Here is a 13,323-nt window from a genome sequence, read left to right on the forward strand (position 1 = left end):
AGGGCGCCCTGCGCCGTTTGAGGGTTCGTCAGCCGTCGACGCCCCGGCCGAGCTCCCAGAGCTGGAGCGTGGAGGAGGAGTTGACGGCGTAGGCGACGCCCGTGATGTCGTCGCGTGCGGCGATGTACTGCTTGCCCTGCCACAGCGGGAGGAACGGGACGTCGTCGGCGACCATGTTCTGGATCTCGATGAGGCTGTCGGCGGCCGAGAGGCGGTTGGCCTCGCGGCGGGACTGCGGGATCAGGGTGCGCTGGATGGTGCTGTTGGAGTACGGCGAGCCGAGGAAGTTGCCCTTGTCGAGGAACGGCGCGAGGAAGCTGTCCGGGTCCGGGAAGTCGGGGAACCAACCCATGCCGTAGACGTCGTACTGGCCCTTGCGCTCGGCGGGGCGGAAGGTCGACCAGGGGTGGCCCTGGATGGTGACGTCGAACAGGCCGCTGTCGTTGAGCTGCTTCTGCAGGGTCTCGAACTCCTGCTTGGTGGCCGAGCCGTAGTGGTCGGTGGTGTAGTGCATGGTCAGCTTCACCGGGGTGGTGATGCCGGCCTTGGTGAGCAGGTCCTTGGCCTTGGCGGCGCTGGGGTTGCCGTACTTGTTGAAGAACGAGTTGGAGTGCCCGGTGACGGTGGCGGGGACCAGGGAGTACAGGGGCTCGGCCTGGGTGCCGTAGACCTTGGCGACGAGTTCGCCGCGGTTGATGATCTGGGCCATCGCCTGGCGCACGGCCTTGGACTTCACGGCCGGCGCGTTGGTGTTGAAGGCCAGGTAGCGGGTTTCCAGGCCGGGCATCTCGACCAGGTCGACGTTCTGGTCGTTGCCGGAGTCCAGCTTCTGGACCTGGGCGGGCGACATGGTGCGGCTCATGACGTCGATGTCGCCCTTGTCGATCGCGGCGCCCATGGCGTCGGCGTCGGCGAAGGACCGGACCACGACCTTGTCGTTGTTGACCGTCACGGCCCCCTTGTAGTGGGGGTTCTTGGTGAAGGTGACGCTGACGACCGCGTTGTCCTTGACGTCGGCCTGGAAGGTGTAGGGGCCGGAGCCGTCCAGGTGGAAGCCGTCGCGCAGCGAGTCCTTGGGGTAGTCCTTGGGGTTGACGATGCCGGCGACCGGGGTGGACAGCTTGTACGGGAAGGTGGCGTCGGCCGTGTTGAGGTGGAAGATCACCTCGCGGTCGCCCTGGGTCTCGATGGTGTCGATGGTGTTGAGCAGGGAGGAGACACCCGTGTCGGCCTTCAGGCGCAGGGCGCGCTCGATGGAGTACTTGACGTCCTGGGCGGTGACCGGGTCGCCGTTGGCGAAGGTGAGGCCGTCGCGCAGCTTGCAGGCGTAGCGCTCGCTGCCGCTGTCGGTGAAGCCGCAGCTTTCGGCGGCGTCCGGGACGGGGTTGCCCTCGCCCTTGGGCTCGGCCATCAGGGTCTGCACGGTCTGGCGCAGGAGGTTCCACGGGCCGACGTCGTAGGCGTAGGCCGGGTCGAGGGGCGCGGGAGCGTCCTTGGTGACGGTGAACCGGTCCGTGGTGCCGACGACGATGGCGTCGCCGCCCTTGCTCCCGCTGCCCGATCCGCCGCACGCGGCGAGGACCGGGGTGAGCAGGCCGGCCACCGCCGGCAGCACCAAAGTCTTGCGGTTCATGCGGGGGTTTCTCCAGAGCTGTTCGGGTCCGTGTTTCCGGCATGCATGGGTGGCGCGGCGGAGCACGGGGGGTTTTCGGCGATGTTCTCGCGATGAGATTAGTCCGGACCGGCTGGGGCGTTCACGGCCGCGTGAGTTGACTGTCCATCACGCTGTGAAACCGGGTGCGGACACACCGAAAACCCGACAGCGGCAGGATTAGTGCAGCTTCTCATCAATCGGGACACATGGAGTCGTGGATCCCGGTCGGGCGGGGTCGTTCTGCATACTCGTCCGGCATTGTCGAGCCCCGGCAGGGTGGCGAACGTCACATCCGCGGCGATCCGAGGGGGTGTCGGAATTCGGCCGGGGCGGCCTGTGGTGAATTCCACCTCGGGTGTACTTCCACGGTTATTCGGCCCTGGTCAATGGTGTTCGCACGCTGGGTGAACGGCTAGGGCCTCTCGTTTGGATCAGGCCGGGCTCGCGGGGCCTGGCACGCGCATCTGCCGCGTTGTCGTCAGTCGCCGATGCTCCGCATCGGCTCGCTCCTCCGCCTTGCATCTGCACGCACCAGGCCCCGCTCCCTGATCCGGCCTGATCCAAACGAAAGACCCTAGCGCATTTCCGTCATCAGGCCGCGCAGAAATGCCAGGTCGACCTGTTCGAGGGAGGAGACGACGGTGCGGCGTGCGGCGGGGCTGATGGGGGCGAGGGAGGGTACGGCGACGACGTGGCAGCCGGCGGCCTCGGCGGCGGCGACGCCGGTGGCGGTGTCCTCGACGACGGCGCATCTGCTGGGGTGGGCGCCGAGTCCGGTGGCGGCGAGCAGGTAGGGGTCGGGGAAGGGTTTGGTGCGGGTGACCTCGTCGCCCGCGATGGACAGGGCGAAGTGGTGCGGGCCGAGGACGGTGAGCACGCGGTCGATGATGCGCCGGTGGGAGGCGGAGACCAGGGCGGTGGGGATGCCGTGCTGGTGCAGTTCGGCGAGCAGCCGGGCGGCGCCGGGCTTGAGTGGCAGGCCGGTGCTGATGCGGGCTTCGAAGCCCTCGTTGAGCAGGAGGCTGAGTTCGGCGAGGGGGATGTCGGCGCCGGTGGCCTCGATGAGGAAGCCGGCGCTGCGGGTCATGGGGCCGCCGACCACGACGTGCTTCCAGGATTCGTCCAGGGTGTGGCCGAGGGCGGCGAAGACCTCCACCTCGACGTCCCACCAGAAGCCCTCGGTGTCCACCAGGGTGCCGTCCATGTCGAGGAGGACCGCTTGCAGGGCGGACCCTTCGGCCGAACGGGTTCCGAGCGCGGGGACCGTGCTGGTCATCCGGGCGCACCTCCTTGAGGGACGTTCAGGCCGGTCCCCACTCGGGGAACCGGCCTGCGGTGGACCGACCAGTCTACGACTCCGCCGCCCGAAGCGCCTCGTTTATCACGGAGCGCCCGGGGGTACCCCGCTTGTCACCCCCGGCGTGGTCCGGAGGCGGGCGGGTCGTGCGCCTCGGGGGATGTCACCGGGCGTTGAAGTACTTCGCCTCGGGGTGATGGATCACGATCGCGTCCGTGGACTGTTCGGGGTGGAGCTGGAACTCCTCGGACAGCCGGACCCCGATCCGCTCGGGTTCCAGCAGGGTGGCGATCTTGGCGCGGTCCTCCAGGTCGGGGCAGGCGCCGTAGCCGAGGGAGAAGCGGGCGCCGCGGTACTTCAGGGCGAACATGTCCTCGATGTCGGCCGGGTCCTCGCCGCCGAAGCCGAGTTCGGCGCGGACGCGGGCGTGCCAGTACTCGGCGAGGGCTTCGGCCAACTGGACGGACAGGCCGTGCAGTTCGAGGTAGTCGCGGTAGGCGTTGGACTCGAAGAGCTTGGCGGTCTCCTCGCCGATGCGGGAGCCGACGGTGACGACCTGGAGGCCGACCACGTCGGTCTCGCCGGACTCCTCGGGGCGGAAGAAGTCGGCCAGGCACAGCCGCCGGCCGCGGCGCTGGCGGGGGAAGGTGAACCGGGTGCGTTCGTTGCCCTGTTCGTCGAGAATGATCAGGTCGTCGTCCTTGGAGACGCAGGGGAAGTAGCCGTGGACGACGGCCGCTTCCAGCAGGTTCTCCGTCTGGAGCCGGTCCAGCAGGCCGCGCAGCCGGGGCCGGCCCTCGGTCTCGACGAGTTCCTCGTAGGTGGGCCCGTCTCCGGTGCGGGCCTGCTTGAGACCCCATTGGCCCTTGAAGAGGGCGCCTTCGTCGAGCCAGGAGGCGTATTCCTTGAGCTGGATGCCCTTGCTGACGCGGGTGCCCCAGAACGGCGGGGTGGGCACGGGGTTGTCGGTGGCGACGTCGGAGCGCACGTGTCCTTCCTCGGGCCGCTCGGTCACCTCCGCCGCGGCCGTGGCCCGGACCCGGCGCTGCCGCAGCTCGGGCAGCTTCGCACCCGGCACGCCGCGTTTGACGCCGATGAGGGCGTCCATCAGGCGCAGGCCCTCGAAGGCGTCGCGGGCGTAGCGGACCTCGCCGTCGTAGATCTCGTGGAGGTCCTGTTCGACGTAGGCGCGGGTGAGGGCGGCGCCGCCGAGGATGACCGGGAAGCGGGCGGCCAGGCCGCGCTGGTTGAGCTCCTCCAGGTTCTCCTTCATGATCACGGTGGACTTCACCAGCAGCCCGGACATGCCGATCACGTCCGCGCGGTGTTCCTCGGCGGCCTCCAGGATCGCGGAGACGGGCTGCTTGATCCCGAGGTTGACCACGTTGTAGCCGTTGTTCGACAGGATGATGTCGACCAGGTTCTTGCCGATGTCGTGGACGTCACCGCGCACCGTGGCCAAAACGATGGTGCCCTTGCCCTCGGCGTCCGACTTCTCCATGTGCGGTTCCAGATAGGCGACCGCGGCCTTCATCACCTCGGCGGACTGCAGCACGAACGGCAGCTGCATCTGCCCCGAGCCGAACAGCTCACCGACGACCTTCATGCCGTCCAGCAGCGTCTCGTTGACGATGTCCAGCGCCGGCCGCTCCGCGAGCGCGGCGTCCAGGTCGGCTTCCAGACCGTTGCGTTCCCCGTCGATGATCCGCCGCTTGAGCCGTTCCTCCAGGGGCAGCGCGGCCAGTTCCTCGGCCTTGCCCGCCTTCAGCGACTTCGCCGTCGCCCCCTCGAACAGCTGCATGAGCTTCTGCAACGGGTCGTAGCCCTCGGCGCGGCGGTCGTAGATCAGGTCCAGCGCGGTGGCGACCTCCTCCTCGCTGAACCGGGCGATGGGCAGGATCTTCGAGGCGTGCACGATCGCCGAGTCCAGTCCCGCCTTCACACACTCGTCCAGGAACACCGAGTTCAACAGGATCCGCGCGGCCGGGTTCAGCCCGAAGGAGATGTTCGACAGCCCGAGCGTGGTCTGCACCGCGGGATGGCGCCGCTTCAGCTCCCGGATCGCCTCGATCGTCGCCACACCGTCCCCGCGGGACTCCTCCTGGCCCGTGCAGATCGTGAACGTGAGGGTGTCGATGAGGATGTCCTCCTCACGGATCCCCCAGTTCCCCGTCAGGTCCGCGATCAGCCGCTCGGCGATCTCCACCTTCTTCCCGGGGGTGCGGGCCTGGCCCTCCTCGTCGATGGTCAGCGCGATCAGCGCCGCACCGTGCTCCCGCGCCAGCGCCGTCACCCGCGCGAACCGCGACCCGGGCCCCTCCCCGTCCTCGTAGTTCACCGAGTTGATCACCGCGCGCCCGCCCAGCTTCTCCAGACCGGCCCGGATCACCTCCACCTCGGTGGAGTCCAGCACGATCGGCAGCGTCGACGCCGTCGCCAGCCGCCCGGCCAGCTCCTCCATGTCCGCGACACCGTCCCGGCCGACGTAGTCCACACACAGGTCGAGCATGTGCGCGCCCTCGCGGATCTGCTCGCGGGCGATCTCCACACAGTCGTCCCAGCGGCCCTCCAGCATCGCCTCACGGAACTTCTTCGACCCGTTCGCGTTCGTGCGCTCACCGATCGCGAGATACGAGGTGTCCTGCCGGAACGGCACCGACTGGTACAGCGAGGCCGCGCCCGGCTCCGGCCGCGGCGCACGCGCCGACGGCACCATGTCCCGCACCCGCTCCACCACCTGCCGCAGATGCTCCGGAGTCGTCCCGCAGCACCCGCCCACCAGCGACAGCCCGTACTCACGCACGAACGTCTCCTGCGCGTCCGCCAGCTCGGGGGCGGTCAGCGGGTAGTGGGCGCCGTCCTTGCCAAGGACGGGCAGGCCCGCGTTGGGCATGCAGGACAGCGGGATGCGGGCGTTGCGGGCGAGGTAGCGCAGGTGCTCGCTCATCTCCGCGGGGCCGGTGGCGCAGTTCAGGCCGATCAGATCGATGCCCAGCGGCTCCAGGGCCGTCAGTGCCGCGCCGATCTCCGAGCCCAGCAGCATGGTGCCGGTGGTCTCGACGGTCACCGACACGATCACCGGGAGGTCCAGGCCCAGGGTGTCCAGGGCGCGCCGGGCGCCGAGCACGGCGGCCTTGGTCTGGAGCAGGTCCTGGGTGGTCTCCACGAGCAGCGCGTCGGCACCGCCGGTGACCAGGCCCTCGGCGTTGCGCTGGTAGGCGTCGCGCAGGGTGGTGTACGGGGCGTGGCCGAGGGTGGGCAGCTTGGTGCCGGGGCCCATGGAGCCCAGCACCCAGCGGGGGCGGCCGTCGCGGGCGGTGAACTCGTCGGCGACCTCGCGGGCGACGCGGGCGCCGGCCTCGGACAGTTCGTGGACCCGTTCGGGGATGTCGTACTCGCCAAGGGCGGAGTGGTTGGCCCCGAAGGTGTTGGTCTCGACGCAGTCGACGCCCACGGCGAAGTAGGCCTCGTGGACGGAGCGGACGATGTCCGGGCGGGTCAGGTTGAGGATCTCGTTGCAGCCTTCGAGCTGCTGGAAGTCGTCCAGGGTGGGTTCCTGGGCCTGGAGCATGGTGCCCATGGCTCCGTCGGCGACCACCACGCGGGTGGCGAGCGCCTCTCGGAGCGCGGACGCACGGGTCCGGCTGTCGGCGATAGGGGACGTTGGCAACGAGGCCATGTAGGGGCTCCCTGAAGGTGCGACGGCTGTCGGCTATGCGGGACCCCAGGGCAGGCGGGGGGTCCGCACGGCGCCAGACTAACCGGGTGTGGGCTTGGATGGGCACAGGCGTCCACGTGACGGACGCGAATGGCCCCGGCGCCACGCGCGGACCACACGGGATGTAACAGGAGTCGACCGACCATTAGCGGGAGGTCGACATGGACCGGTAGTGTTCGACATTGCCGAACGGTGGTAGCGAGTGCGGTGACAAACGGCGCTCGCCCACCGGCATGTATCGGCAGTCGAAGGGGACGGAGGCAGGACGGCGATGGCACGGAACATCCAGTCGCTCGAACGCGCGGCCGCGATGCTGCGGCTGCTCGCGGGCGGCGAGCGACGGCTCGGCCTGTCGGACATCGCCTCCTCGCTCGGCCTCGCCAAGGGCACCGCGCACGGCATCCTGCGCACCCTCCAGCAGGAGGGGTTCGTCGAGCAGGACGACGCCTCGGGCCGCTATCAGCTGGGTGCCGAGCTGCTGCGCCTGGGCACCACCTATCTGGACGTGCACGAGCTGCGGGCCCGCGCCCTGGTGTGGACGGACGATCTGGCCCGCTCCAGCGGGGAGAGCGTGCACCTGGGGGTGCTGCACCAGCAGGGCGTGCTGATCGTGCACCACGTCTTCCGGCCCGACGACAGCCGGCAGGTGCTGGAGATCGGCGCCATGCAGCCGCTGCACTGCACCGCGCTGGGCAAGGTGCTGGCCGCGTACGACCCGGTGGCGCACAGCGAGGCCCTGGAGACCGAGCGCAAGGCGTTCACGGACCGCACGGTGTGCGACGCCGGCGAGTTCGAGCACATCCTCGACATCACTCGGGCGCGGGGTTACGCGGCCGACGTGGAGGAGACCTGGGAGGGCGTGGCGTCGATCGCCGCGCCCGTGCACGACCGGCGCCGGATGCCGGTGGGCGCGGTCGGCATCACGGGCGCGGTGGAGCGGCTGTGCCGGGAGGGCGAGCTGCGTCCGGAGCTGATCGCCGCGGTGCGCGACTGCGCCCGCGCGGTCTCCAGGGATCTGGGCGCCGGACGGTTCTGAGAGTTCGTGCCTCGTTGTGGGTAGGACCGGGACGCCGGGCGGCGTTCCGGTTCTCGGCCTACCCTGAAACGGACAAAGCGGGGCCAAAACTACATCAGCGAGCGAAGAGTGATAACCGGCGGCGATCAATAACGATCCGGTTTTGGATAACAGAACTCTTGACGCATACGTAACGCCGAAGCAAGACTCCCGTCCATCGGTCGGCATTGTCGAACACCTACCGGCAATACGCGTTAGAGTGTGACAAGCCAAGGGCCGGCATCGCTCTCACCCCCGAGGGCGCCAGAACTCCCGGTGGGACTCCGGGGTTCGGCTTACCCCTGGACGAAGGACAAAGGAGTCGCGGGTGTCCAGCTCCGACATCTTCATCGGCGAGACCATCGGTACCGCCATACTCATCCTGCTCGGCGGCGGCGTCTGCGCCGCCGTCACGCTGAAGGCCTCCAAGGCCCGTAACGCCGGTTGGATCGCCATCGCCTTCGGGTGGGGCTTCGCCGTCATGACGGCCGTTTACATCTCCACGCCGCTCTCCGGCGCCCACCTCAACCCGGCCGTCACCGTCGCCCTGGCCATCAAGAACAGCGACTGGAGCAACGTCCCGTACTACCTCGGCGGTCAGCTCCTCGGCGCCATGATCGGCGCGGTCCTGGTGTGGCTCGCCTACTACGGCCAGTTCCACGCGCACCTGACCGACAAGGAGATCGTCGGCGGTCCGGGCGCCCAGGCCACCTCGGCCAAGGCCGTGGAGGCCCAGGAGCAGGGCGCGGGCCCGGTGCTCGGCATCTTCTCCACCGGCCCGGAGATCCGGAACATCGCCCAGAACCTCGCGACGGAGATCATCGGCACCTTCGTGCTGATCCTCGCGGTCCTCACGCAGGGCCTGAACAACCAGGGCAACGGCCTCGGCCCGCTCGGCGGCCTGATCACCGCGTTCGTCGTGGTGGCCGTCGGCCTCTCCCTCGGCGGCCCGACCGGCTACGCGATCAACCCGGCCCGTGACCTCGGCCCCCGCATCGTGCACGCCCTGCTCCCGCTGCCCAACAAGGGCGGCTCCGACTGGAGCTACGCCTGGATCCCGGTGGTCGGTCCGCTGATCGGCGCCGCCATCGCGGCCGGCATCTACAACGCCGCCTTCTAGGAACCCCCGGGTTCCGGCGCACGCGCCGTACGTTCAGCCCCTCACCACGGACCTTCAGGAGCACACAGTGACCGACGCCCACACCGCAGGCCCCTTCATCGCCGCGATCGACCAGGGCACCACCTCCTCGCGCTGCATCGTCTTCGACCGGGACGGCCGCATCGTCTCCGTCGACCAGAAGGAGCACGAGCAGATCTTCCCCAAGCCGGGCTGGGTCGAGCACAACGCCAACGAGATCTGGACCAACGTCCAGGAGGTCGTCGCCGGAGCCGTCGCCAAGGCCGGCATCACCCGCGACGACATCAAGGCCATCGGCATCACCAACCAGCGCGAGACCACCGTGCTGTGGGACAAGAACACCGGTGAGCCCGTCCACAACGCCATCGTCTGGCAGGACACCCGCACCGACGCCCTGTGCCGGGAGCTGGCCCGCAACGTCGGCCAGGACCGCTTCCGCCGCGAGACCGGCCTGCCGCTGGCCTCCTACTTCGCCGGCCCCAAGGCCCGCTGGCTGCTCGACAACGTCGAGGGCCTCAAGGAGCGCGCCGAGGCCGGGGACATCCTCTTCGGCACCATGGACAGCTGGGTCATCTGGAACCTGACCGGTGGTGTCGACGGCGGCCGGCACGTCACCGACGTCACCAACGCCTCGCGCACCCTGCTGATGAACCTCCACACCATGGCGTGGGACCAGCGGATCTGCGAGTCCATCGGCGTGCCGCCGCAGATCCTGCCCGAGATCCGCTCCTCCGCCGAGGTGTACGGCGAGATCAAGGGCGGCAAGCTCGGCGACCTGCTGGGCGGCATCCCGGTCGCCTCCGCGCTCGGCGACCAGCAGGCGGCCCTGTTCGGCCAGACCTGTTTCTCCGAGGGCGAGACCAAGTCGACCTACGGCACCGGCACCTTCATGGTGATGAACACCGGCGACAAGATCATCAACTCCTACGCCGGTCTGCTGACCACCGTCGGCTACAAGATCGGCGAGCAGCCGACGGTCTTCGCCCTGGAGGGCTCGATCGCCGTCACCGGCTCGCTGGTGCAGTGGATGCGCGACCAGATGGGCCTGATCTCCACCGCCGCCGAGATCGAGACCCTCGCGCTCTCGGTCGAGGACAACGGCGGCGCCTACTTCGTGCCGGCCTTCTCCGGCCTGTTCGCCCCGCACTGGCGCTCCGACGCCCGCGGTGTGATCGCCGGCCTGACCCGGTACGTCACCAAGGCGCACCTCGCGCGCGCCGTCCTGGAGGCCACCGCCTGGCAGACCCGGGAGATCGCCGACGCCATGACCAAGGACTCGGGCGTCGAGCTGTCCACCCTCAAGGTCGACGGTGGCATGACCGCCAACAACCTGCTGATGCAGACGCTCTCCGACGTCCTCGACGCGCCGGTGGTGCGCCCGATGGTCGCCGAGACCACCTGCCTCGGCGCCGCCTACGCCGCCGGCCTCGCCGTCGGCTTCTGGTCCAGCACCGACGAGCTGCGCGCCAACTGGCGCCGGGCCGCCGAATGGACCCCCCGGATGGACGCGGAGACCCGCGACCGTGAGTACAAGAACTGGCTCAAGGCCGTCGACCGGACCATGGGCTGGATCGAGGACGAGAGCTGAGCGGGCTTTTCGGCTCACACCGCTCTGACGAGGAGTAAGTACCCCACATGACCAGTCAGTCCACCCTGCAGTCCGTACCTGCCCTGGGGACGCGCCCGGCCTCCGGCTCCAACCCGAGCCGCGCCGAGACCAGGGAGCAGCTCGCCAAGGCGTCGTACGACCTTCTTGTGATCGGCGGCGGCATCCTGGGCATCTCGACCGCCTGGCACGCCGCGCAGTCCGGGCTCAGGGTGGCGCTGGTCGATGCCGGCGACTTCGCCGGTGCCACCTCCTCCGCCTCCTCCAAGCTGCTCCACGGCGGCCTGCGCTACCTGCAGACCGGCGCGGTGAAGCTGGTGGCGGAGAACCACTTCGAACGCCGTGCGGTCTCCCGCCAGGTGGCCCCCCACCTGGCGAACCCGCTCACCTTCTACCTCCCCGTGTACAAGGGCGGCCCGCACGGCGCGGCGAAGCTCGGCGCGGGCGTCTTCGCCTACTCCGCGCTGTCGGCATTCGGCGACGGCGTCGGCCACCTGCTCTCCCCCGCCAAGGCGGCGCAGGACGTGCCCGAACTGCGCACCGAGAACCTCAAGGCCGTGGCCGTGTACGGCGACGACCAGATGAACGACGCGCGCATGGCGCTGATGACGGTCCGCGCGGCCGTCGAGGCGGGCGCGGTCGTCCTCAACCACGCCGAGGTCACCGGCCTGCGCTTCACCCGCGGCCGGGTCACCGGTGCCGAGCTGAAGGACCGGCTGTCCGGTGACGAGTTCGGCGTCGACGCCCGGCTGGTGCTGAACGCGACCGGCCCCTGGGTCGACCACCTGCGCAAGATGGAGGACCCGAACGCGGCGCCGTCCATCCGCCTGTCCAAGGGCGCGCACCTGGTCCTGAAGCGGACCTCGCCGTGGAAGGCCGCGCTGGCCACCCCGATCGACAAGTACCGGATTACCTTCGCCCTCCCCTGGGAGGACATGCTGCTGCTCGGCACCACCGACGAGGAGTACGAGGGCGACCCGGCGGACGTCGCGGTCAACGAGAAGGACATAGCCCAGATCCTGGACGAGGCCGCGTTCTCCGTCCGGGACCAGCAGCTCCGGCGCGACCTGATCACCTACGCGTTCGCCGGCCTGCGGGTGCTGCCGGGCGGCCCCGGCGACACCGCCAAGGCCAAGCGCGAGACCGTGGTGACCGAGGGCAAGGGCGGCATGCTGTCCGTGGCGGGCGGCAAGTGGACCACGTTCCGCCACATCGGCCGCACGATCATGAAGAAGCTGGAGGCGCTGCCCGGCCACCCGCTGGGCGACGACTTCGAGCCGATCTCCTCGCTGCCGAAGAAGCTCCCGCTGCCCGGCGTCGCCAACCCGCGCGCCGTCGCGCACCGGCTGCTGGTGGACCACCCGGCGCCCGGCCCGCGGATGGCCGCCGACACCGCCAGGCACCTGGCCACCCACTACGGCTCGCTGGCCTTCGACATCGCCCGGCTGGCGAACGAGAACCCGGAGCTGGCCGAGCGGGTCCACCCGGACGCGCCGGAGATCTGGGCGCAGGTCGTCTGGGCCCGTGACCACGAGTGGGCCGAGACCCCGGACGACGTGCTGCGCCGCCGCACCACGCTGACGATCCGCGGCCTGGCCACGGACGAGGTCCGCGCCAAGGTGCAGGGCATGCTCGACGGGAAGTAGTCCCGTACCGCACGAGGGAAGGGGCGGCGCCGTGGACGCGGGCCGCCCCTTCCGGCGCGCCCGCACGGCGCGTGTCCTGTCCGCGGCCCGAAGGGTGTTCGAGCACGGGGCGCGGGGCAGTGATCCGTTCACGGCCCCGTACACGGGGGCTGCGGACGCCCCCGCGGGACGCCGTAAGGTTGGTGAGTCAAGCGAGGGCACGTCGGAAGGAGGCACTGGGTGATCGAGCTGGAGGGGGTTCCCGAGCTGATCGACCCAGTCATGGTGGCCGCGTTCGAGGGCTGGAACGATGCCGGTGACGCCGCCTCCACGGCGGTCGAACATCTGGAACGCGAGTGGAAGGGCGAGGTGTTCGCGGCGCTGGACGCCGAGGACTACTACGACTTCCAGGTGAACCGGCCCACGGTGTTCATGGACGGCGGAGTGCGCAAGATCACTTGGCCGACGACCCGGCTGTCGGTGGTCCGCGTCGGCGGCGAGAAGCCGCGCGACCTGGTCCTGGTGCGGGGCATCGAACCGTCCATGCGGTGGCGCTCGTTCTGCAACGAACTGCTGGGCTTCGCCCATGAGCTGGGGGTCGAGCTGGTGGTCATCCTGGGCGCCCTGCTCGGTGACACCCCGCACACGCGTCCGGTGCCGGTCAGCGGGGTCACGTCCGACACGGACCTGGCCCGCCGGATGGACCTGGAGGAGACCAAGTACGAGGGGCCCACGGGCATCGTCGGCGTCCTCCAGGAGGCGTGCACGCACGCCGGGGTGCCGGCGGTGTCACTGTGGGCGGCGGTGCCGCACTACGTCTCCCAGCCGCCCAACCCCAAGGCCACCCTGGCGCTGCTGAACCGGCTGGAGGACCTGCTGGACCTGCGTATCCCGCAGGGCGAGCTGCCGGAGGACGCGCGGGCCTGGCAGGTGGGCGTGGACCAGCTGGCCGCGGAGGACAGCGAGGTCGCGGAGTACGTCCAGACGCTGGAGGAGGCACGGGACACCGCGGAGCTGCCGGAGGCGTCGGGCGAGGCGATCGCCCGCGAGTTCGAGCGGTATCTGCGGCGGCGGGACGTGAGCCCGCCGGGGGGCAAGCCCCGGCCGTCGCCGCCGGACACCCCGGGCGGTCCGGCCGACGAGGACGACGAGCAGGACCCGGAGGAGTGAGCAGAGGGGCGGTACGCAGTGCGCGTACCGCCCCTCCTGGCGTTCCCCGCGGCCCCCGCAC

8 protein-coding genes are annotated in these 13,323 nt (G+C 70.0%); 5 read left to right on the plus strand and 3 right to left on the minus strand.

Annotation, left to right across the window (positions count from 1 at the left end; all coding sequences use genetic code 11):
- Window positions 1-28 precede the first annotated feature (28 nt).
- The 3 genes from ACSP97_RS08295 to metH form a co-directional block, all read right to left on the minus strand.
- Window positions 29-1,633, minus strand: coding sequence for an ABC transporter substrate-binding protein (locus ACSP97_RS08295; RefSeq protein WP_355154241.1), 1,605 nt, complete (start codon window positions 1,631-1,633; stop codon window positions 29-31).
- Between the two features lie 595 nt (window positions 1,634-2,228).
- Window positions 2,229-2,930 (minus strand): HAD family hydrolase, encoded by a 702-nt coding sequence (locus ACSP97_RS08300; RefSeq protein WP_355154240.1) that lies wholly within the window; start codon window positions 2,928-2,930, stop codon window positions 2,229-2,231.
- Between the two features lie 184 nt (window positions 2,931-3,114).
- Window positions 3,115-6,630: a methionine synthase gene (gene metH, locus ACSP97_RS08305; RefSeq protein ID WP_440556949.1), complete on the minus strand. Its 3,516-nt coding sequence runs from the start codon at window positions 6,628-6,630 to the stop codon at window positions 3,115-3,117.
- Between the two features lie 310 nt (window positions 6,631-6,940).
- Here metH and ACSP97_RS08310 point away from each other — a divergent pair, with 310 nt between their 5' ends.
- From ACSP97_RS08310 to ACSP97_RS08330, 5 genes are all read left to right on the plus strand, one after another.
- Entirely contained in the window at window positions 6,941-7,705 is a 765-nt protein-coding gene (locus ACSP97_RS08310) for an IclR family transcriptional regulator (RefSeq protein WP_355154236.1), read from the plus strand.
- 346 nt (window positions 7,706-8,051) lie between these two features.
- On the plus strand, window positions 8,052-8,843 hold the full coding sequence (locus tag ACSP97_RS08315) for an MIP/aquaporin family protein (protein WP_355154234.1): 792 nt from the start codon (window positions 8,052-8,054) through the stop codon (window positions 8,841-8,843).
- A gap of 67 nt (window positions 8,844-8,910) precedes the next feature.
- The gene (gene glpK, locus ACSP97_RS08320; RefSeq protein ID WP_355154232.1) at window positions 8,911-10,449 is read left to right on the plus strand and encodes a glycerol kinase GlpK; all 1,539 of its coding nucleotides are present in this window, start codon (window positions 8,911-8,913) and stop codon (window positions 10,447-10,449) included.
- 47 nt (window positions 10,450-10,496) lie between these two features.
- On the plus strand, window positions 10,497-12,113 hold the full coding sequence (locus ACSP97_RS08325; RefSeq protein ID WP_355154230.1) for a glycerol-3-phosphate dehydrogenase/oxidase: 1,617 nt from the start codon (window positions 10,497-10,499) through the stop codon (window positions 12,111-12,113).
- Window positions 12,114-12,332: 219 nt separating this feature from the next.
- On the plus strand, window positions 12,333-13,262 hold the full coding sequence (locus tag ACSP97_RS08330) for a PAC2 family protein (protein ID WP_355154228.1): 930 nt from the start codon (window positions 12,333-12,335) through the stop codon (window positions 13,260-13,262).
- The last annotated feature ends 61 nt before the right edge of the window (window positions 13,263-13,323 follow it).

It is taken from the genome of Streptomyces sp. SCPE 10 (assembly GCF_051980735.1).
Classification (GTDB): Bacteria; Actinomycetota; Actinomycetes; order Streptomycetales; family Streptomycetaceae; genus Streptomyces; species Streptomyces misionensis.